General features: G+C 53.8%; 21 protein-coding genes. 3 read left to right on the top strand and 18 right to left on the bottom strand.

What is annotated here, in order from left to right:
- Positions 1 to 127: 127 nt before the first annotated feature.
- The 11 genes from ACOZIO_RS15910 to cysG form a co-directional block, all read right to left on the bottom strand.
- On the bottom strand, positions 128 to 754 hold the full coding sequence (locus ACOZIO_RS15910; protein WP_129954595.1) for a protein-L-isoaspartate(D-aspartate) O-methyltransferase: 627 nt from the start codon (positions 752 to 754) through the stop codon (positions 128 to 130).
- On the bottom strand, positions 744 to 1,508 hold the full coding sequence (surE, locus tag ACOZIO_RS15915) for a 5'/3'-nucleotidase SurE (RefSeq protein ID WP_165383757.1): 765 nt from the start codon (positions 1,506 to 1,508) through the stop codon (positions 744 to 746). Before surE ends, ACOZIO_RS15910 begins: the two co-directional genes overlap by 11 nt.
- The gene (gene truD, locus ACOZIO_RS15920) at positions 1,489 to 2,535 is read right to left on the bottom strand and encodes a tRNA pseudouridine(13) synthase TruD (RefSeq protein ID WP_165383759.1); all 1,047 of its coding nucleotides are present in this window, start codon (positions 2,533 to 2,535) and stop codon (positions 1,489 to 1,491) included. Before truD ends, surE begins: the two co-directional genes overlap by 20 nt.
- Before the next feature lie 22 nt (positions 2,536 to 2,557).
- Positions 2,558 to 3,031, bottom strand: a complete 474-nt coding sequence (ispF, locus tag ACOZIO_RS15925; protein ID WP_129954593.1) for a 2-C-methyl-D-erythritol 2,4-cyclodiphosphate synthase — start codon at positions 3,029 to 3,031, stop codon at positions 2,558 to 2,560.
- A complete protein-coding gene (gene ispD, locus ACOZIO_RS15930) occupies positions 3,031 to 3,750 on the bottom strand; it encodes a 2-C-methyl-D-erythritol 4-phosphate cytidylyltransferase (RefSeq protein ID WP_129991591.1) in 720 nt (239 codons plus the stop codon). The genes ispF and ispD overlap by 1 nt, the downstream gene beginning before the upstream one ends.
- A 2-nt stretch (positions 3,751 to 3,752) precedes the next feature.
- On the bottom strand, positions 3,753 to 4,073 hold the full coding sequence (gene ftsB / locus ACOZIO_RS15935; RefSeq protein WP_013574012.1) for a cell division protein FtsB: 321 nt from the start codon (positions 4,071 to 4,073) through the stop codon (positions 3,753 to 3,755).
- Positions 4,074 to 4,240: 167 nt separating this feature from the next.
- Complete coding sequence (locus ACOZIO_RS15940) at positions 4,241 to 4,621, bottom strand: DUF3561 family protein (protein ID WP_129954589.1); 381 nt, start codon at positions 4,619 to 4,621, stop codon at positions 4,241 to 4,243.
- A gap of 59 nt (positions 4,622 to 4,680) precedes the next feature.
- Positions 4,681 to 5,304: an adenylyl-sulfate kinase gene (gene cysC / locus ACOZIO_RS15945; protein WP_129954587.1), complete on the bottom strand. Its 624-nt coding sequence runs from the start codon at positions 5,302 to 5,304 to the stop codon at positions 4,681 to 4,683.
- Position 5,305: 1 nt separating this feature from the next.
- Positions 5,306 to 6,733 carry a sulfate adenylyltransferase subunit CysN gene (gene cysN / locus ACOZIO_RS15950; protein ID WP_129954585.1) on the bottom strand — a complete coding sequence of 476 codons (1,428 nt, stop codon included), beginning with the start codon at positions 6,731 to 6,733 and terminating at the stop codon, positions 5,306 to 5,308.
- Between the two features lie 13 nt (positions 6,734 to 6,746).
- Positions 6,747 to 7,655, bottom strand: coding sequence for a sulfate adenylyltransferase subunit CysD (cysD, locus tag ACOZIO_RS15955; RefSeq protein WP_101078459.1), 909 nt, complete (start codon positions 7,653 to 7,655; stop codon positions 6,747 to 6,749).
- Positions 7,656 to 7,665: 10 nt separating this feature from the next.
- Positions 7,666 to 9,090, bottom strand: coding sequence for a siroheme synthase CysG (gene cysG / locus ACOZIO_RS15960; protein ID WP_421595491.1), 1,425 nt, complete (start codon positions 9,088 to 9,090; stop codon positions 7,666 to 7,668).
- Between the two features lie 251 nt (positions 9,091 to 9,341).
- Here cysG and ACOZIO_RS15965 point away from each other — a divergent pair, with 251 nt between their 5' ends.
- Complete coding sequence (locus tag ACOZIO_RS15965) at positions 9,342 to 10,379, top strand: aminopeptidase (RefSeq protein WP_129991594.1); 1,038 nt, start codon at positions 9,342 to 9,344, stop codon at positions 10,377 to 10,379.
- A gap of 159 nt (positions 10,380 to 10,538) precedes the next feature.
- Here ACOZIO_RS15965 and ACOZIO_RS15970 read toward each other — a convergent pair whose 3' ends face one another.
- The 4 genes from ACOZIO_RS15970 to ACOZIO_RS15985 form a co-directional block, all read right to left on the bottom strand.
- On the bottom strand, positions 10,539 to 11,276 hold the full coding sequence (locus ACOZIO_RS15970; RefSeq protein ID WP_129954579.1) for a phosphoadenylyl-sulfate reductase: 738 nt from the start codon (positions 11,274 to 11,276) through the stop codon (positions 10,539 to 10,541).
- Positions 11,277 to 11,300: 24 nt separating this feature from the next.
- Positions 11,301 to 13,037 (bottom strand): assimilatory sulfite reductase (NADPH) hemoprotein subunit, encoded by a 1,737-nt coding sequence (cysI, locus tag ACOZIO_RS15975; protein ID WP_129954634.1) that lies wholly within the window; start codon positions 13,035 to 13,037, stop codon positions 11,301 to 11,303.
- Between the two features lie 145 nt (positions 13,038 to 13,182).
- Complete coding sequence (cysJ, locus tag ACOZIO_RS15980; RefSeq protein ID WP_421595492.1) at positions 13,183 to 14,985, bottom strand: NADPH-dependent assimilatory sulfite reductase flavoprotein subunit; 1,803 nt, start codon at positions 14,983 to 14,985, stop codon at positions 13,183 to 13,185.
- Positions 14,986 to 15,319: 334 nt separating this feature from the next.
- A complete protein-coding gene (locus ACOZIO_RS15985) occupies positions 15,320 to 16,315 on the bottom strand; it encodes a hypothetical protein (protein ID WP_129991596.1) in 996 nt (331 codons plus the stop codon).
- A 168-nt stretch (positions 16,316 to 16,483) separates the two neighbouring features.
- Here ACOZIO_RS15985 and queD point away from each other — a divergent pair, with 168 nt between their 5' ends.
- Positions 16,484 to 16,843 carry a 6-carboxytetrahydropterin synthase QueD gene (queD, locus tag ACOZIO_RS15990; protein ID WP_113877448.1) on the top strand — a complete coding sequence of 120 codons (360 nt, stop codon included), beginning with the start codon at positions 16,484 to 16,486 and terminating at the stop codon, positions 16,841 to 16,843.
- Positions 16,844 to 16,973: 130 nt separating this feature from the next.
- Here the strand turns inward: queD and queE are convergent, their stop codons facing one another.
- The 3 genes from queE to ACOZIO_RS16005 form a co-directional block, all read right to left on the bottom strand.
- Positions 16,974 to 17,645 (bottom strand): 7-carboxy-7-deazaguanine synthase QueE, encoded by a 672-nt coding sequence (gene queE / locus ACOZIO_RS15995; RefSeq protein ID WP_217233984.1) that lies wholly within the window; start codon positions 17,643 to 17,645, stop codon positions 16,974 to 16,976.
- A gap of 97 nt (positions 17,646 to 17,742) precedes the next feature.
- Entirely contained in the window at positions 17,743 to 18,432 is a 690-nt protein-coding gene (locus ACOZIO_RS16000) for an N-acetylmannosamine-6-phosphate 2-epimerase (protein ID WP_217138302.1), read from the bottom strand.
- Between the two features lie 8 nt (positions 18,433 to 18,440).
- Entirely contained in the window at positions 18,441 to 19,994 is a 1,554-nt protein-coding gene (locus tag ACOZIO_RS16005) for a PTS transporter subunit EIIC (RefSeq protein ID WP_217138232.1), read from the bottom strand.
- Positions 19,995 to 20,198: 204 nt separating this feature from the next.
- Between ACOZIO_RS16005 and ACOZIO_RS16010 the strand changes: the two genes are divergently transcribed.
- On the top strand, positions 20,199 to 20,999 hold the full coding sequence (locus ACOZIO_RS16010; RefSeq protein ID WP_205951610.1) for a MurR/RpiR family transcriptional regulator: 801 nt from the start codon (positions 20,199 to 20,201) through the stop codon (positions 20,997 to 20,999).
- Positions 21,000 to 21,018: the final 19 nt, after the last annotated feature.

The raw sequence follows: 21,018 nt of genomic DNA on the forward strand, positions 1-21,018 counted from the left end.
CGCCCGAATGCCGCAGTGCCATAAAAAACTGTAGTGGATGCTATCAACATCGCCAGTACAGCACCATATATCAGTTGTATTTAAATTTTAAGGAGTTAGTCCTGAAGGTACCGGCGTATGGCCGGTGTCAGGCGAGTTCGCCTTTCACCAGCGGGACAAAACGAACAGCTTCGATAGTCTCTGCAACAAACTCACCACCACGCCGGGTGACCCGTTGCAATGTCTGATTTTCTTCGCCCACTGGCAGAATTAATACACCGCCATCATCGAGTTGTTGTAACAGATCTTGAGGTATTTCAGGAGGTGCGGCGGTGACAATAATGGCATCAAACGGGCCACGCGAAGGCCAGCCCTGCCAGCCGTCACCATGACGGGTGGAAACATTATGCAAATCGAGTTGCTTGAGGCGTCTTTTCGCCTGCCATTGCAACCCTTTGATGCGCTCAACCGAGAAAACATGCTCAACCAGATGTGCCAGAATGGCCGTCTGATAGCCTGAACCGGTGCCAATTTCCAGCACGCGGGACGAGGGCGTAAGGCGCAATAACTCGGTCATTCTCGCCACGGTATAAGGCTGAGAAATGGTCTGACCGGACCCGATAGGCAACGCCGTGTTTTCGTAAGCTTTATGCTGAAAGGCCTCATCCACGAAACGCTCACGCGGCACAGACTCGATGGCATGCAACAGTTTTTCATCATGAATACCCTGCAGGCGCAGTTGTTCCAGCAGGTTGTACATCGGTTTATTCACCATTCGCGCTCACCCCGGCCTTTTCCAACCATGAGACCACGACATCCTGAGCCGCATAGGCGGTTAAATCCACCTGTAGTGGCGTCACTGAAACATAACCTTGCGCTACAGCAGCAAAATCAGTATCAGGTGCGATATCAAATTTATCTCCCGGCGGGCCTATCCAGTACAAGTCCTGACCCCGCGGGTCCTGCTGACAAAATACCTGCTCGGCCGGATGACGGCTACCGCAACGCGTCACCCTGATCCCTTTGACCTGCGAAAGTGGCAGATCCGGGACGTTAATGTTCAAAATCTTGCCGGTGCGCAAAGGCTCACGTGCCAGTGCCCTGAGGAGCCGGCAGGTGATGATTGCTGCCGTGTCATAATGCTGATGTCCGTCCAGCGACACCGCCAACGCAGGAAAGCCCAGATGGCGTCCTTCCATCGCGGCGGCAACCGTGCCGGAATAGATCACATCGTCGCCCAGATTTGGCCCTGCATTGATGCCAGAAACCACAATATCCGGCTTCGGGCGCATCAGCGTATTCACACCAAGGTACACACAGTCGGTCGGCGTACCGTTAATCACGGCGGTATCACCGTTAGGGTAAGACTGAATACGCAACGGGCCATCCAGCGTCAACGCATTAGATGCACCGCTGCGGTTACGATCAGGGGCCACCAGCTTCACATCAGCAAACTCACGCAGCGCGGACGCCAGCGCCTGTATGCCGGGAGCCAGTACGCCGTCGTCGTTACTCAGTAATATCCGCATCACTTTCATCCAGATTCATCAGTTCACGCACCACGCTGGTGGCATAACTGCCGGCCGGTAACCAGAATTTGAGTTCCAGAGTGACATCATCCCAGCGCTGCCACTGCATCTGCAACGGTTGCAACATGATGGCACGTCGTGCCGGTTCGACTCGCTCGCGCTTGAGCAGCGACAGTAAATCTCCCTGATCCTTGAGACAGGCCTGTTCATAAACTTCGGCATCTTCGAGTGTGCCCAGCGGGCCATCACCCGGTAAAGGTGCCGTGATCAGTAATTCACCGCTTTCAACACGCGGTAACAGCGACACGAACTCTTCGGCTTTCGCAACAAACCAGCTGCCACGGCCGCTGAGTTGCAGGGCATCGCCCAACATCGGCTCACGCACGTAACCTTCAGCCAGACGCTGGCTGGCAACAATGTTGAACATCGCGCTACGGCTGGCGGAAAGATAGAAACTGCGCTTCGCACGTTCTTTGGGACGGGCTTCGTTGGTTGCCCACCGTTTCGCCTGCACCAGATTATTGCCGCCACGGCCAAAACGCTGGGTACCGAAATAGTTCGGTACGCCCTGCCGGGTGATTTTTTCCAGACGCGCTTCAACATCAGCAATATTGCTTAACTGTCGCAGCACCAGTGTAAATGCGTTGCCTTTCAGCGTGCCGATACGCATCTTTTTACGATGGCGCGAGACGCGGACAACTTCGCAGCCTTCGAGGTCAAACTGGCTTAAATCAGGGTCAGCCTTACCCGGCAAATGCAGGCAAAACCATTGTTCCGTGACCGCATGACGATCCTTGAGACCGGCATAACTGACGTCGCGCGGATGCACTTTGGCGAAACGCGCCAGTTGCTCCGCGACGAATTGGGTATTGCAGCCATTTTTGCGGATCCGCACCAACAGATGTTCACCTTCACCGTCCGGCTCAAAACCCAGATCCTCTTCGACGATAAAGTCTTCTGGATTGGCTTTCAGCTGACCGCTGGCGACAGGCTCACCCAGTAACCAGGTGAGACGGGACATATCTATCATGCGGTAATCTTCCACAACATCATTCCTTAACCAGCAGGGCAACGGCTTCGCAGGCAATACCCTCGCCACGGCCGGTAAAGCCCAGTTGTTCGGTGGTCGTGGCTTTTACATTGACGTCATCCATATGACATTGCAGATCTTCGGCCAGAAACACACGCATCTGCGGGATGTGCGGAGCCATTTTCGGTGCCTGTGCAATGATAGTGATATCCAGATTGCCCAGCTTGTAGCCTTTTGCTCGGATACGGCGGTACGCTTCGCGCAGCAGTTCGCGACTGTCAGCACCTTTGAATGCAGGATCCGTATCCGGGAAAAGCTTGCCGATATCTCCCAGCGCAGCCGCGCCAAGCAGCGCGTCAGTTGCCGCGTGCAAGGCAACATCGCCATCTGAATGCGCCAGTAAACCCAGCGGATAAGGGATACGCACACCACCGATCACCAGCGGGCCTTCTCCGCCAAACTTATGGACATCAAAACCGTGACCGATACGCATTATGCGTTTTCCTCCTGGGATAAGCGGGTTAAATAGAATTCAGCCAGGGCCAGATCTTCTGGTCTGGTGACTTTGATATTATCGGCCCGTGCCGGGATCAGCAAAGGATGAAAACCGCAATATTCCATTGCAGAGGCTTCATCTGTGACCACCGCACCTTCATTGAGTGCACGGCGCAGGCAGGTTTTCAATAATTCGAGCGGAAAAAACTGCGGCGTCAGCGCATGCCACAGATCCTGACGATCCACTGTATGTGCAATTGCTGCCAGACCGGGTTCACCACGCTTCATGGTGTCACGCACCGGCGCGGCGAGGATCCCGCCGATTTTGCTGGTGGTGGCAATCGCCAGCAGATTATTAAGATCATCAGGATGCAGGCACGGGCGCGCAGCGTCATGCACCAGCACCCAGCCGTTATCTCCGGCAACATCCAGCCCGGCCATAACCGATTCAGCCCGTTCAGCACCGCCTGCCACCACGCGGATACGCGGATCGCTGGCAATGGGAAGTTGGGCGAACTGCGTGTCGTGCGGGCTAAGCGCCACGATAACCTGACGGACGCTGCCGCTTTGCAGCAGTGCATAAATTGAATGTTCTATCAGCGTTTTACCGCCGACAGAAAGGTATTGTTTGGGGCATTCGGCCTGCATACGGCTGCCAATACCGGCAGCCGGTAACACGGCGATGACCTCTGGAAGGGAAACTGCGGTATGGCTCATGGCTATTGATTCAGGTTGTTTTGCGAAACGGTGCTGCCCGGCGCACGTTTATTGTCAGGCACCAGACGATAGAAAGTCTCGCCGGGTTTAATCATGCCCAGTTCGTTGCGTGCACGTTCTTCGATCGCTTCCTGACCGCCGTTTAAATCGTCGATTTCTGCGAAAAGTTGATCATTACGTGATTTCAGTTTGCCGTTATTAACTTGTTGCACCTGAACGTCATCATTTACACGTACATAATCGTGAATACCATTCTTACCCAGCCACAGCGAATACTGTAGCCAGCCAAGTAAAATCAGTAATAGCAGTGTTAGTTTGCCCATCCCCGCCCCCTAAAAAAGCTGGACAATCATCCCACAACTTTCCCTCTGACTCCACTGTGGCAAGGTAATTGCCAGTGAGAATCAGACTTACGCACGCAATTATGGGTGAGAATGACACAATGGGTTACATCGTGAAGGGAATTTGCCGGGAAAACCGCCAGAAAAAATCACCAGCCAGACAAGAATGAGAAGACGGTCCAAAACATGCCAATCACACAGATGCCGCTGGCGGCCGAGGTTTTGAACCAGCCACCGCGAAAGAACATGCTTAACGCAATGCCTATCAGTACGGAAACGGGCATCAGCGCCAGGAAGAACGGCCAGGTGTAAAGCAGGAAAAAAAGGGTATTAGAACCATAAACCAGAAAAGGGATCGCAAACGCCAGCCAGTAGAAGACAAAACCGATAAACCCACCCTGCATGGAATAGGACGGTTCTTCGGTATCTGCACTGTCTGTTGTCGTGATCGGCGCACGTGTCCGGAGGCTGATCTCCCCGGTACGATCGACGCGGTTCCGGCTGACAAGTCTGCTCAATAACGCCTGCATAGTTGATCCCTGTATTTCAGTGTAAACCGGCACGCTCTGTGGCGTTTAGCCGGTAACATTCAGGGATTGATAATAGCGCGCTGGCGCATCACTTCTAATAATTGAGGCACCAATTGTGTTACCAATTGTTCACCATCAAGATGCACATCCGGGGTCTCCGGCGGCTGATATTCTGCGTCGATACCGGTGAAGTTTTTCAGTTCACCCGCACGGGCCTTTTTATATAAACCTTTCGGATCGCGTGCCTCACAGATAGCCAGCGGCGTATCCACAAATATCTCAACAAACTGACCGTTTTCCAGCAAATCACGCACCATGTCACGCTCGGCGCGGTGAGGTGAAATGAACGCCGTCAGCACGACCAGCCCGGCATCCACCATCAGTTTTGCCACCTCACCCACGCGACGAATATTTTCGCGCCTGTCGTCATCGGTAAAGCCCAGATCACGGCACAGCCCGTGGCGGACATTATCACCATCGAGCAGATAAGTGCTGACCCCCTGCCGGTGCAGCGCCTGCTCGAGCGCACCGGCCACGGTGGATTTCCCTGAGCCCGAAAGCCCGGTAAACCACAGCACCGCACCGCGATGACCCTGCTGCTTTTCACGATCCGCACGTGTCACCGCGTGCGGATGCCAGACAACGTTGTCATCTTTACGTAAAGCGCCATCCGGTGACACCATCTTATTTACCACCCAGTAAATCGCGTGCGCCCCAGTGCGGGAAGTGACGGCGAACCAGGCTGTTCAGTTCCAGCTCAAATGCGCTGTATTTATCCGACTCCTGATACACCTGTTCAATCGCCTCACGCACCAGACCGGCTCCGACAGTGACGTTGGTCAGACGATCGATAAAAATCATGCCGCCGGTCACCGCGTTGCTCTGATAGCTATCCAGCACCAGAGGTTCGTCGAAGGCCAGTTCCACCAGTCCGATACCATTAAGTGGCAGATTTTCAACCACACGCTGAGTCAGTGAGTTAATTTCAACCTGATATTCGATATTCTCAACACGCGCACGGGCTTTCTTACCCCCGACTTTAATGTCATAGCTTTGACCGACGCTCAGTGGCTGCTCAGCCATCCACACAACATCGACTTTGGCATGTTGTACCGGTTTAACCGTTTCTTGCGCATCAACCAGCGTGTCGCCACGGCTGATATCACGTTCATCGGCCAGCACCAGCGTAATGGCATCACCCGCCCAGGCTTCCTGTAAATCACCGTCGAAGGTCACAATGCGTGCCACGGTAGATTCCACACCCGATGGCAACACTTTCACCTTCTGGCCAACACGCACTGAACCCGATGCCAGCGTTCCCGCATAGCCGCGAAAATCGAGGTTCGGGCGGTTAACATACTGCACCGGGAAGCGCATCGGTTGCTGTTCACGGATGTTAATAACGTTGACCGTTTCCAGTACGTCGAGCAGAGTCGGGCCGGTGTACCAACTCATTTTATCTCCCGGCGTGGCGACGTTGTCGCCTTCCAGGGCAGAAAGCGGTACAAATTTGATGTCCAGATCGGTCGGCAGTTGCTGAGCGAAATCCAGATAATCCTGTTTGAATTGCTCGTAAACCGTTTCGCTGTAATCCACCAGATCCATTTTGTTAACGGCTACCACCAGATGACGGATCCCGAGCAATGTCGCAATAAAGCTGTGACGGCGGGTTTGATCCAGCACGCCTTTACGGGCGTCGATCAGCAGGATCGCCAGATCACAAGTCGATGCACCGGTCGCCATATTACGGGTGTACTGTTCGTGCCCCGGGGTATCGGCAATGATGAATTTACGTTTCTCGGTAGAGAAATAACGGTATGCCACATCAATGGTAATACCCTGCTCGCGTTCGGCCTGTAAGCCATCCACCAGCAGTGCCAGATCGAGTTTTTCACCCTGTGTTCCGTGACGTTTGCTGTCGTTATGTAGTGAAGATAACTGATCTTCGTAGATCTGACGGGTGTCATGCAGCAGACGTCCGATTAAGGTACTTTTGCCATCATCGACGCTGCCGCAGGTCAGGAAGCGCAGCAGGCTTTTGTGTTGCTGAGCGTGCAGGTAAGCTTCAACGCCGCCCTGCTCCGCGATTTGTTGTGCAATTGCGTTATTCATTAGCTGCGGCTCCTTAGAAATACCCTTGACGCTTTTTAAGTTCCATCGACCCGGCCTGATCACGGTCGATCGCGCGTCCCTGGCGTTCACTGGTGGTCGACACCAACATCTCTTCGATGATCTCCGGCAGCGTCTGAGCTTCGGATTCAACAGCCCCGGTCAGCGGCCAGCAACCCAATGTGCGGAAACGCACCATTTTCTTCTCGATCACTTCACCCGGTTGCAGATCGATACGATCGTCATCCACCATCAGTAACATACCGTCACGCTCCAGCACCGGACGTGGCGCGGCCAGATATAACGGAACAATCTCAATATTTTCCAGATAGATGTACTGCCAGATATCCAGCTCAGTCCAGTTGGAGAGCGGAAACACGCGGATGCTTTCACCTTTGTTAATCTGGCCGTTGTAGTTATGCCACAACTCAGGGCGCTGATTTTTGGGATCCCAGCGGTGGAAGCGGTCACGGAACGAATAGATACGTTCTTTGGCACGGGATTTTTCTTCGTCACGGCGTGCGCCGCCGAAAGCGGCATCAAAGCCGTATTTATTTAGCGCCTGCTTCAGACCTTCGGTTTTCATGATATCCGTATGTTTCGCGCTGCCGTGCACGAACGGGTTGATGCCCATCGCCACACCTTCCGGGTTTTTATGCACCAGCAGCTCAAAGCCGTAATTCTTCGCCGTGCGGTCGCGAAATTCATACATTTCGCGGAATTTCCAGCCGGTATCCACATGCAGCAGCGGGAAGGGCAAGGTTCCCGGGAAGAAGGCTTTGCGTGCCAGATGCAGCATCACCGAGGAATCTTTCCCGATGGAATACATCATCACCGGGTTGGCGAATTCAGCAGCCACTTCACGGATGATATGGATACTCTCCGCCTCCAGTTGCCGCAAATGAGTCAGTCGTTTTTCGTCCATAACAGATCCTTTAAGCCAAATTCACAACCGACGGGCGTTGGGTGCCGTCAGTCTCAGGATGATGCCCAAACCAGGCAAGTTGCTGATGAAGTGACACCACTTCACCAATCACCAGTAACGCCGGCGTCGGCGCCTGTTGAGCCAGATGTTCAAGATTATCGAGTGTTCCGGTCAGCACCTGCTGATCAGAACGCGTTCCCCGTCCGATGACCGCAACGGGTGTATGCGCTGCGCGACCATGAGCGATCAATTGCTGGCTGATTTCTGCCGCTTTAAGCGTGCCCATGTAAATCGCCAATGTCTGCTGGCCTTTCGCGAGAGTCTCCCACTGCACGCCGTTATTTTCCGGGCGGCAATGCCCTGTCACGAAGATCACGCTCTGTGCATAATCGCGGTGCGTCAGCGGGATCCCGGCATAAGCTGTCGCGCCGGCAGCAGCGGTTACGCCAGGCACAACCTGGAAAGGAATACCCGCCGCCTGCACTGCCTGTAATTCTTCGCCGCCGCGTCCAAAAATAAACGGATCACCGCCTTTGAGGCGCACGACTTTTTTCCCCTGCTGCGCCAGTTCGACCAGCAGACGGTTGGTTTCTTCCTGCGCAACAGAATGGCTGCCCGCACGTTTACCCACACAAATCTTGTCCGCATCGCGGCGCACTAAATCCAGCACTTCTTCGCTGACCAGGTGGTCGTAAAGCACCACATCAGCCTGCTGCATCACCTGCAGCCCGCGAAGGGTGAGCAATCCTGCATCACCGGGCCCGGCACCGACCAGCGTGACATGTCCGCTATGCGAGATGTCTTCCGCATTTTCTAACTGTTGTTGCAGTGCCCGTTCTGCTTCTGCGAGCTTTCCCGCAGAAGCGAGGCTGGCAAAGCGTCCGGCAAATGCATGCTCCCAAAAACGACGACGTGAACGCATGGAGCTGAACTGCGCTTTCACATTTTCACGCCAGCGTCCGGCGATATCGGCCATTTGCCCCAGGCTGTTCGGCAACAGAGTTTCCAGCTTCTCGCGCAGCATTCTGGCGAGTACCGGTGCTTTACCGCTGGAAGAAATCGCCACCACAATCGGCGAACGGTCGACAATCGAAGGGAAAATGAAAGAGCATTTCGGCTGATCGTCGACCACGTTAGCCAGCACATGTCGCAGATTAGCTTGCGCAAAAACTTCAGCATTCAGCGCAGCGTCGTCTGTAGCGGCAATCACCAGAAAGACATCGTCGAGCTGTTCCGGCAAAAATGCCTGTGCTGACCAGCTAATTTCGGCGGCCTGTCTGCGTTGTTCCAGCTCGGGAGAAAGTGCCTGTGCGACTATCCGTACTTGCGCACCCGCCCGCAGGAGAAGATCGATTTTGCGGGCAGCGACTTCGCCACCCCCAACAACCAGAACAGGGCGTTGTTTTAGGTCGGCAAATATTGGTAGATAGTCCACGAAAGCCTTAAATGATTATCAGGATTAATAAACAAACTATACGTGCAGGCAATAATTGATCTGAAATGACGAAAAAGAATGATTAGTTACTAAATGGAATATAGCCCGGCAAAAAGAGCGGTTTGGGATAACGGGAAATTGTCTAATCGCGCAGACAATCGCATACTGTATGCCCCAGAAAGACCGCCACACGCGGCCTGTTGTTTGATTGCCTTCCGGTCGTATTGACTGGCAAATAAGGATTTTTGGCTATGTTTTCTTTTTCACGCATGAAACAGACGCTGCTGGCGCTGAGCCTGAGCGGTGTCTGTATGGGTCATGCGATGGCGGCATCCGTCCCGCTTCCGGCGATGGGTATGATCGCCAGTCAGCAAATTCGCCATATCGCGACTTATTTCCCCGGGCGCATGGCCGGCAGCCCGGCAGAGCTGATCGCGGCGGATTATCTGAACCAGCAATTCAACAAATTAGGCTATAAGAGCGATTTACGTGGCTTCGATACCCGTTATCTTTACACCAGCAATACGGGGAAAAAGAACTGGCAAAATATTCACGCCACGTCGGTGATTGCCGCTCGTGCCGGTGAAGTACCACAACAAATCATCGTGATGGCGCATTTCGATACCTATGTGCCGCAAAGTGACAATGATACCAACCACAATCTCGGCGGCCTGACGTTGCAGGGTGTCGATGACAACGCCTCCGGCGTCGGTGTGATGCTTGAGCTGGCCGAACGCATGCAGGCCATCCCGACACACTATAGCCTGCGTTTCGTGGCACTGAGCGCGGAAGAAACCGGCGCTAAAGGTGCGGAAGACTTTGTAAACCGGATGAGCGCTGAAGAGAAGAAAAATACGCTGCTGGTGATCAACATGGATTCGCTGATCACCGGCGACCGGTTGTATTTCAATAGCGGCGAGAATACTTCAGTGGCTGTGGCGAAACTGACCCGGATTAAGGCGCTGAGTATTGCCCGCAGTCTGGGTATTCCGGCACAAAGCCATGAAGGCACACATTGCTGCGATGGCATAAAAGCGCTGGATGACGCGCACCTGCCGCTGCTGAATGTGACGGCGACTAACTTTGCGCTGGGTAAGAAAGACGGCGTGCAGCAACGTGCGATCACCCGCCACTTCCCGCTGGGCAACACCCGTTATCAGAGCCAGTTTGATAGTCTGCAATATCTCGATAAAGCGTTGCCGGGCCGCATTGAGAAGCGCTCGCGCGACACGGTAAAAGTGTTATTCCCGCTGCTGAAGGATCTGGCAAAACCGGCAAAACACGCCTGATTAACTAGGGGGAGTTGAGACGCTAATAACAGGAATCCCCTAAATAATTCGGGTTGCAGGCAGGCGGCAAGCGAAGAAGTCCCGATGAGCTGACATGAGTCAGTGATTCGGGCGACTGAACGCAGCCAACGCATCTGCAACCCGAAGTATGACGGGGATTTATTCGTGCAGGCCGCATTCGCGTTTGAGTCCGAAGAATCGCGTATCCTCTTCCTTCATCCCTTCTTCCCATTTTTTCGTCGTATGCGTGTCACCGACGGAAAGATAGCCCTGATCCCACAGCGGGTGATAGCTCAGGCCGTTGTCTTGCAGATAACGGAAAATCTGACGGTTATCCCAGTCAATAATTGGCAGGATTTTAAACACCCCACGTTGTACCGCCAGCACCGGCAGATGCGCACGGCTGCCGGATTGCTCACGACGCAGACCGGCGAACCAGGTCTGCACACCCAGCGTCTGAATCGCCCGATTCATTGGCTCGACTTTGTTGATGTGGTTGTATTTTTCGATACCCTCAACGCCCTGCTCCCACAGTTTGCCGTAACGCGCTTCCTGCCAGGCAGCCGAGTGTTCAGCGCGGAATACCTGCAGGTTCAGGTTTAGCTGTTCAGTTAACGTATCAATAAACTGATACGTCTCCGGAAACAGATAACCGGTATCGGTCAGGATCACCGGAATGTCCGGTTTTTGCTGAGTGACTAAATGCAGACAGACCGCCGCCTGAATGCCGAAGCTGGAAGACAGCGCGAATTCGCCGGGCATGTTTTCCAGCGCCCATTGCACACGCTCCTGCGCGGACAGTTTCTCCAGGCTGACGTTAATTTCCGCCAGCGCCATAGATTGTCCGGACTTCGGCATGTCATTCAGTTCAGCCAGAGTAAGATTCAGCAAACTCATATTGCCTCCAGTCGGTTATCGCGCTTAGTCATAAAAGTCGCGTGCCGGATCCAGCACCGGCTTAATGATCCCGGCGCGGATCACGAAGTCACCAAAGCCTTCACCGGTTTCGCGCTCTTTCGACCAGCGACCGACCAGTTCGTCAATGATGCTCAGGATCTCTGCATCAGAAATATTTTCACGATACATACGCGGAATACGTGTTCCGGCACGGTTACCGCCGAGGTGCAGGTTGTAACGGTTCAACGCCTTCCCTACCAGACCAATTTCCGCCAGCAGCGCACGGCCACAGCCGTTCGGACAACCGGTCACGCGCAGAACGATGTGTTCATCGCCCACACCGTGTCCGTGCATGATGCCTTCCACTTTGGTGACAAATTCAGGCAGGAAACGTTCCGCTTCCGCCATCGCCAGCGGACAGGTCGGATAAGACACACAGGCCATCGAGTTTTTACGTTGCTCAGTGACACTGTCGTCGATCAGGCCGTGATTACGTGCCAGAGTTTCGATCGCATCTTTGTCTTTTTCAGCCACACCGGCCACGATCAGATTCTGATTAGCAGTAAGCCTGAAATCCCCTTTATGGATCTTAGCAATTTCTGCCAGTCCGGTTTTCAGCGGCTTGCCCGGGTAATCGAGAATACGGCCATTTTCGATAAACAGCGTCAGATGCCATTGGTTGTCGATACCTTTTACCCAGCCGATACGGTCGCCGCGACCGGTGAATTCGTAAGGGCGGATATCAGCAAACTGAATACCGGCGCGTTTTTCAACTTCGGCTTTGAATACCGGTACGCCGACGCGTTCCAGCGTGTATTTGGTTTTGGCATTTTTACGGTTGGTGCGGTTACCCCAGTCACGTTGCGTGGTCACCACGGCTTCGGCCACGGCCAGCGTGTGCTCCAGCGGAATAAAGCCCAGTTCGCTGGCCGTACGCGCATAAGTGGCTTTATCACCATGGGCGATAGAAAGCCCGCCGCCGACCAGCACATTGAAACCGACCAGTTTACCGTTATCCGCAATCGCCACAAAGTTCAGGTCGTTGGCGTGCAAATCCACGTCATTTTGTGGCGGGATCACGACCGTTGTTTTGAACTTACGTGGCAGATAAGTCGCACCCAGAATCGGCTCTTCATCGGTGGTTTCAACTTTTTCCTGATCCAGCCATACTTCAGCGTAAGCACGGGTGCGCGGCAGCAGATGCTCGGAAATTTTCTTCGCCCACTGATACGCTTCCTGATGCAGTTCAGATTCCACCGGATTAGACGTACACAATACGTTACGGTTAACGTCATTGGCGGTCGCCAGCGCATCCAGTCCGAGTTTATTGAGCAACTGATGCACCGGTTTAACGTTCGGTTTCAGGATGCCGTGGAACTGGAATGTCTGACGGTTAGTAATACGGATGCTGCCATACAGCGTGCTGTCTTCGGCAAATTTGTCGATCCCCAGCCACTGCGCAGGTGTCATCACTCCGCCCGGCAAGCGGCAACGCAGCATCATGGCGTGGCGCGGTTCCAGTTTCTGTTCAGCGCGTTCAGCACGGATATCACGGTCATCCTGCTGATACATGCCGTGGAAGCGGATCAGCAGGAAGTTGTCACCGTTGAAGCCGCCGGTCAGGCCGTCTTTTAAATCATCGGCAATCGTCCCGCGCAGGAAATTACTTTCCTTCTTCAGACGTTCAGCGTCAGCCAGCGGGGCATCGACGATCAGCGGGCCGGGGCCAGGATTGAGTTCACTCCACAACTTATTGCTCATCATTTTTTCACTCATAACATTATGCCCAAAATCATTCGAGTTGCAGGTAGGAGGCAACTGAAGGAATCCCGATGAGCTGACTCAAGTCAGTGATTCGGGTGATTGAAGGAAGCCAACACCCCTGTAATTTGAAGGATGCAGGGCATTAGTACACATCACGCTGATAACGGCGATCAAGGCGCAATTCACTGAGATATTCGTCGGCCGTTTCCAGATCCATTTCGCCATATTGCGCAATGATTTCCAGTAATGCCTGCTCGACGTCCTTCGCCATACGGTTGGCATCGCCACAAACATACACATGCGCGCCTTCCTGCAACCATTGCCAGACTTCGGCTCCCTGCTCACGCAGTTTGTCCTGTACGTATACTTTTTCAGCCTGATCGCGTGACCATGCCAGGGAGATATTCGTCAGCAGGCCGTCCTTGACGTAACGTTGCCATTCAACCTGATAGAGAAAATCATCGGTAAAGTGCGGGTTACCGAAGAATAACCAGTTTTTGCCGGTAGCTCCGTCGTTATCTCGCTGCTGAATGAAAGCGCGGAACGGCGCAATACCGGTGCCCGGCCCGATCATAATGACCGGCTTTTCAGGATCCGCTGGCAGGCGGAAGTTGTCGTTATGCTCGATGAAAACTTTCACTTCGCCGTCTTCTTCCAGGCGATCGGCCAGGAAACCTGAAGCGCCACCGGAGCGTGAACGCCCGTCGATTTCGTAACGCACCACCCCCACCGTAATATGCACTTCTGTTTCGGTTTCAGCCTGCGAGGAGGCAATCGAATACAGGCGCGGTGTCAGCGGACGCAGTAAATCCACCAGTTGCTGTGCATCCAGCTCCGTCGGTGCGCGGCGGATCATGTCAGCAAACGGTACGGTCTGTGCGTATTGCTGAAGCGCAGGTTTATCGGCCAGTAAACCGGTCAGATCTTCGTCGCGGGACAGCGCGGCGTATTTTTCAATAATCGGTGTTGTGTTCTGGGTCAGTTCAATGTGATGTTGCAGGGCCTGTGAAAGCGGCAGTTTTTTATCGTTCACCTCAACGATTTCATCGCCTTTCAGCCACAGCAGTTCAACGATTTCCTGCACCAGTTGCGGATCGTTTTCAAACCAGATCCCCAGCGCATCGCCCGGCTGGTAACGCAGACCGGAATCGCCGAGATCAATTTCCAGATGACGAACGTCTTTGTCAGAATCGCGGCCGGTAATTTTCTGATTAACGGAAAGTGTCGCGGTCAGCGGCGCTTCTTTCGTATAAGGGCTGCTGTCGACCTGATTCACACTGCCTGCCAGCGTCGGAGCCGCCTGCGCCGCAGTGTCAGCCGGTACGCGCTGTTTGAGCACATCGACAATACGTTTACGCCAGTTTTCGGCGGCTTCTTTATATTCAACGTCAGCATCAACGCGGTCTAACAGGCGTTCTGCCCCCAGTTCGCCCAGACGGGTATCGAAGTCTTTACCCGCCTGACAGAAGAATTCATAAGAGGTATCACCCAGCGCAAACACCGCAAAGGCGGTGTCTTTCATGTTTGGCGCTTTTTTGGATTGCAGGAATTTATGCAGCGCGACCGCTTCTTCCGCCTGCTCGCCTTCGCCCTGAGTAGAGGCCACAATCAGCAGCAGCTTTTCCTGGCCGATTTGTTTGAATTTATAGTCACCGGCATTCACCAGATTAACGTTAATTTTCGCGGCGATCAGGTCATCACGCAGTTGCTCGGCAACACGGCGGGCGTTACCCGTTTGCGAGGCGGAAATCAGGGTTACCGACGCGGCAGTCTGTGCCGGAGAAGGCGCTGCAACCGCGCCCGGTTGCTGATTCACCCTGCCCCAGAAATATCCGGACAGCCAGGCCATCTGAGTCGGTGAGTAATCACCAATCGCCGATTGAAGGCGGGCCATTTGCTCGGGGGTCAGCGGGAGCAGTGAAGTTGGAGGAGCCTGAGTCGTCATCGCGGTACGAATTCCCTTATGCAAAAGCAAGTCATCAATCCGGCCCCCTGCGCCTTTTACAGTGTGTTTTCGCGCGGGAAAGACCTTTCAGAGGATGTAGGTTAACGAGGCGGATAATAACAATTAAAGAAGTGATGGAAATAATAAATAACCAAAATGACTAAGAGGATTTAGAGGTAAGATCTATCTGAAAAAGTGGTAAGCGGCGATTTTTATCATACTGAAATCGCTAAAAATTTTCTTCGCTGTTCTCAGGCTCTCTGCAAAGTGCCGGATACATAAAGAAAAACCCCGCCGGAGCGGGGTGATGAATTTTTTTCAGGATTGAAGACTTTTAAAGATGGAAAGCATTGTGCTGCTCAAACCACGCAAACTGACCTGCGGCAAATACCGACATTTTACTGCCGCTGTGACCGATGTCTGACAAATCCATAAAGTGCCAGTTAAACGGCGTGTTGTTCTGTTCAGCGCGTTGCTGGGACGTGGTGAAATAACTCTCGGCGCGTTCCAGCCGGTTAGTGCCTTGCGCCATCGCCTGCTTGGATTTACGCAGCAGATGATTCTCAGGATCATCGTCTTCAGCCCCGACGGCAATCAGCACCGGTTTGGCAAAATAATCATTAAGTTGCTGCTGACTGACCACTACCGGCGCTTCACGTAAACCGTAAGGCCAGCGCTGATCGGTATCCGGCAATGTCCACCAGCCCGCGGCGGCACAGACTGCAGCTTTGACATTCGGCTCAGGCAACAGCGTCAGCATACGGTGGACAAACTGGCAGCCCGCACTGTTACCAAACAAATAGTACTGTTTCTGGCGGGTGATGCCCTGTTTTTGCAGCGTCGTAAACAGATTATCGACAATACTGAACGCCCACTGCGATTTCGGCAGGCGACGATGCGTTTTGCTGTCCGTCAGGTTGCCCAGGTTATATCCCGCCGCACCGGGGAAATCCTGCTCGCTGAAATGTGGCACGATGACGCGCAAATGATATTGATCGGCGACGGTCATCCAGTCATTGCGATACGTGGCTGCATTACGGTCAACGCCGGTCATGACCATGACTACCGGCGTCGTCTCATCCGCACCGACCGGTTGATAGGTGAAAACGTCCAGCGGCTTTTTGCCCGGTGCCAGTGCGATATGCATCACCCCGGATCCTGGCGGGAAAATCAGAGGCGCTTTACTGACCGGAGTTTTGACAACCTGAGAGGTTTTCACCACCGGTTTAGCCGCAGCAGACGCGGGCTCCTGAGCAGGCACCGTGGTTTCTGCCCGTACACCGGCAGAGAACAACAGCGCCAGAACAGCGCAACGAAGCACAGTAATCATTCACTATCTCAACAGGTTAGTTTCTACTGGCTCACTGTAAGCCAGCAATGCGGGTAGAGTAAAGAGAGGAGAAGTCAGGATTTGGTGAAGAAAAGCGCAGTTAAGTCATGGCACGTAAGCGGGTATTCCGGTACTATGCCGCGTTTTTTCGAGCAACGAGACTGCCTTATGACCACCACATTGTTTAAAGATTTTCAGTTTGAAGCCGCCCACCATTTACCCCATGTGCCTGCCGGGCATAAGTGCGGAAGGCTACACGGCCACTCTTTCACCGTCCGTTTAGAAATCACCGGTGAAGTGGATCCGCATACTGGCTGGGTGATGGATTTCGCCGATCTGAAAGCTGCGTTTAATCCGACGCTGGATCGTCTCGATCACTATAATCTGAACGACATTCCGGGTTTAGAAAACCCGACCAGCGAAGTGCTGGCCGCGTGGATCTGGAACGAGATGAAACCTAAGCTGCCACTGCTCAGCGCCGTGCGCGTCAAAGAAACCTGCACAGCAGGCTGCGTTTATAAAGGCTAACGCAGGATACCCACAATCCTTCGTGCGATGTCCGCGCGGCAATTGAATGATTCCCCCGGCGCTGACAATCGTCAATGACTGGGGTGAATGAAAGCAGCCAGCGCAGAGGTAGTGCGAAGGATGCTGGGTATCAGGCGATATTTAAATATTTGTGCGTTTGCATCGACAGTCGCCAGTTCCTAGCAATACAGGTTGCGATGCAAAGTTTGGTGGCGTCTTCTTTTTGACTGATCGGCTGCAAGGCAATAATACGCGCTTTGCTGTCAGTCAGTGTTTCAAGCAAGGCATCCAGTGCGTCGATATCACGCTGACGCGCCACCGGATGTTTCACTTCATCTGCACGTTTCAGTGCCTGCGGCAGAATGTCGTACCCCCCGCGCATATTCACTTTCGGCGAAACGGTCACCCAGGTATTCACTGAACAACGCACTTCATGCGTGCCACTGGTTTCAATCTGGCAACTGAAACCGTTTTTTTCCAGCAATGACGTCAGTCCGGTGAGATCATAAATGCATGGCTCGCCGCCGGTGATCACCACATGGCGGGCGGTGTAACCTTGCTGTGTGATAACCTCAATCAATTGTTCTGAGGTAGCATTGCCCCAGGCATCACTTTCTTCGGTTTTGATCAGAATGCGCTGCATATCGACTTCCCGATCGGCAATTTTATCCCAGGTGTGTTTGGTGTCGCACCAGCTGCACCCTACAGGACAGCCTTGCAGGCGCACAAAAATCGCCGGCACACCGGTAAAATAGCCTTCCCCTTGCAGGGTTTCGAACATCTCATTAATCGGGTACTGCATCAGTTTCTCAGCCATCTCAAAAAAGTCAGCACGCATTATCGCAGATCACAGGCGCTGCGCCAAACAGAGGGCGCAGCGGGAGTGTCTGTAAAAATGTTTATCGGCCCGGAGAGTGAATAGCGTCAGTAAAGCGTTGCGTGATCTGCTGCGGGCGGGTGATTGCCCCCCCGACCACAACAGCATGCGCGCCAAGTGCTAAACATCGTGCCGCCATTTCAGGTGTTTCCACGTTTCCCTCGGCAATGACCGGCGTCCTGCACCGCGCCAGCACTTGTCGCAGGAAGGCGAAGTCGTCATGCCAGAGTTTATGACCCTGTGTCTCCTGAGTATAGCCATGCAATGTTGTGCCGATACAATCAAAACCTAAAGTCTGCGCGTTCAGCGCTTCTTCTAAGGTTGAGATATCCGCCATAAGCAATAGCGCCGGGAACTCCTCACGAATACGATGCACCAGCGCCGCAAGTTGCATGTCCCCCGGGCGCTGACGGGTAGTGGCATCCATCGCGATCATATCCGGTGCAACGGCCATCAGCTCGCGCACTTCCGCCAGGGTGGCGGTAATGTAGACATCGCTTGCCGGATAATCACGCTTAATGATGCCGATAACCGGCAGCGGCACAGTAGCGCGAATGGCTTTCACATCCGCGGCACTGTTAGCCCGGATCCCCGCTGCGCCGCCCTGCAGAGCGGCAAGCGCCATGCGGCTCATAATAAAATCGCTGTGCAGCGGTTCGTCATCCAGCGCCTGACAGGACACGATCAACTGTCCCCTGACGGTCGTTAACATTGACTGATTCATACTCCCAACATCTCCTCAATTTCATTTTTAATAATCGTGACATGCGGCCCGTAGATGACCTGAATACCGTTCCCGCGCATCAGCACGGCACGCGCACCGCTGGCCTTCAGCATCTTTTCATCCACTTTAGCGGCCTGACGGACGCTAATGCGTAAACGCGTTGCACAACAATCCAGCTCAGCGATGTTGGACGCGCCGCCAAGTGCTTCAATAATGATCCCGGCGCGATCGGTCACGACGTTGTCCTGCTGAATTTCAGCCTCATCACGCCCCGGCGTTTTCAAGTTGAAGCGCCTGATGAGATAGCGGAAAGAGAAGTAGTAAAGGGCAAACCACGGCACGCCAACCAGCGGGACATACATCCAGTGAGTTTTGCTTTCCCCCTGTAAGACCCCGAACAGAATGAAATCGATAAAGCCACCGGAAAAAGTCTGTCCGATGGTGATCTGCAAAATGTGGGCAATCATAAATGCCAGACCATCGAACACCGCGTGCAGGACATACAGCATTGGTGCGACAAACAGGAACGAAAACTCGATAGGTTCGGTGATCCCGGTCAGGAATGAGGTCAGTGCCGCCGAAAGCAGCAACCCGGCGACGCGCTTTTTATTCTCAGGCCGCGCCGTGTGATACATCGCCAGACAGGCACCCACCAGGCCAAACATCATGGTAATGAAGCGCCCGGACATAAACCGTGAAGTACCGATATAAAACTGCTGCGTATTGGGGTCTGCCAGCTGGGCAAAGAAGATCCGCTGCGTGCCTTCCACCAGATGTCCGTTGACCACTTCGGTGCCACCAAGTGCGGTGGTCCAGAAAGGCAGATAGAAAATATGATGCAGGCCGAACGGGCCAAGCATACGCAGCACAAAACCGTAAATGAAGGTGCCGAGGTAGCCCGTCGCATCCACCAGCCCGCCCATGCCAAAAATCACTTTCTGGAAGTGTGGCCAGATGAAGAACATTACCGATCCGACGACAATAGCCGCGACGGAGCTGATGATCGGCACAAAGCGGGAACCGCCAAAAAAGCCGAGAAACTGCGGTAATTCGATTTTGTTATAGCGCTGATGCAACCACCACGTCACGAGCCCAATCACCACACCGCCAAACACGCCGGTTTCCAGCGTCTGGATACCGAGCGCCATCCCCTGCCCTGCCGCACTCAGATTGCTGGTCGCGAGTTGCCCCCTGAGGATCAAAATGGCGTTGATGGTCGCGTTCATCACCAGATACCCCAGCAGTGCGGACAAACCGGCAGTTCCTTTATCACTGCGGGCCAGTCCGACGGCGACACCGACGGCAAACAGCACAGCCAGATTGGCAAAGACTATCGATCCGGCACTGGCCATGACGGTGAAAATCGCCTGCAAGGCCGGGATATTCAAAAACGGATACGCCGTTAACGTATTGGGATTAGAAAGTGCCCCGCCAATCCCCAACAGCAATCCGGCAGCGGGCAAAATAGCGATAGGCAACATGAAAGACTTGCCAAACTTTTGGGCTCTTTCGAACCAGGCCCCGCCCCCTGAACCATTGAATATTGACATGAGATGACTCCGCGTTGTGTTGTTGTGATAATTATTTTCACCACACTATACAAATAAAATAATAATTACCACCTAATGTACCCGGTGATCAATACGGAATTCTTCTGGCGTTAACGGCGTCACATCAGCCAAACTAGTCAGGTCAATTATTCTGAGGAGAACACAGTGAGTCAGACCAAGGAAACAGGCACGCTGTTACTGCGCATGCGTCAGGGGCTGGAGAATTACAGCCCCACACTGCACAAGCTGGGCAGTTTTGTGCTGGAACAGCCGCAGCGCGTGCTTTACCTGACCATCACTGAACTGGCGCGGGAGAGTGATACCAGTGAAGCCAGTGTCACGCGGCTTTGCCGCCAGCTGGGTTGCAAAGGGTTTACTGAATTTAAGATGGGTCTCGCGCTTGAGACGCGCCAAACTCCGGCATTGCACCCGGCTGAAGGCAATGATGATATTCAGACACTTATCGAAGACAGCATCACCGCCCTGCGTGATACCGGAAAGCTGCTCGATCGTCAGGTGGTGGCGGGCGCCGCATCGCACATTCATCATGCACGCTCCGTGCAGGTGTATGGTGTCGCCGCCAGCGCTATCGTGGCCGACTATCTGGGTTACAAGCTGCTGCGCCTGGGCAAAGCGTCGCAATGTTTCGCCGATATGCACCGCGCTGCGATGAATGCGGTGAGTCTGGACGGTCAGGATGTTGTGGTGGTCATTTCCAGCTCAGGTTCAACGAAAGATGTCTTGCACGCCGCCGCGCTGGCGAAGCGTCAGGGCACCACGGTCATCGGCATCAGCAATACGCTGCACAGCCCGCTTTCCTCGCTGGCCGATATATTACTGGTGGCCGCCAAACCTGAAGGCCCGCTGACAGCGGGATTATTAACATCAAAAGTCGGCGGAATGTTGCTGGTGGAAATACTGATAAATCAGCTGTTAACCCTCTCCCCGGATTACCTGCAGGCCAGCGAACACAGTGCGAGTGCCACGCTTTCCTTATTGCTCTAAGCCAGCGATTTCCGCACTT

Source organism: Rahnella sp. PD4, assembly GCF_049199325.1.
Classification (GTDB): Bacteria; Pseudomonadota; Gammaproteobacteria; order Enterobacterales; family Enterobacteriaceae; genus Rahnella; species Rahnella perminowiae.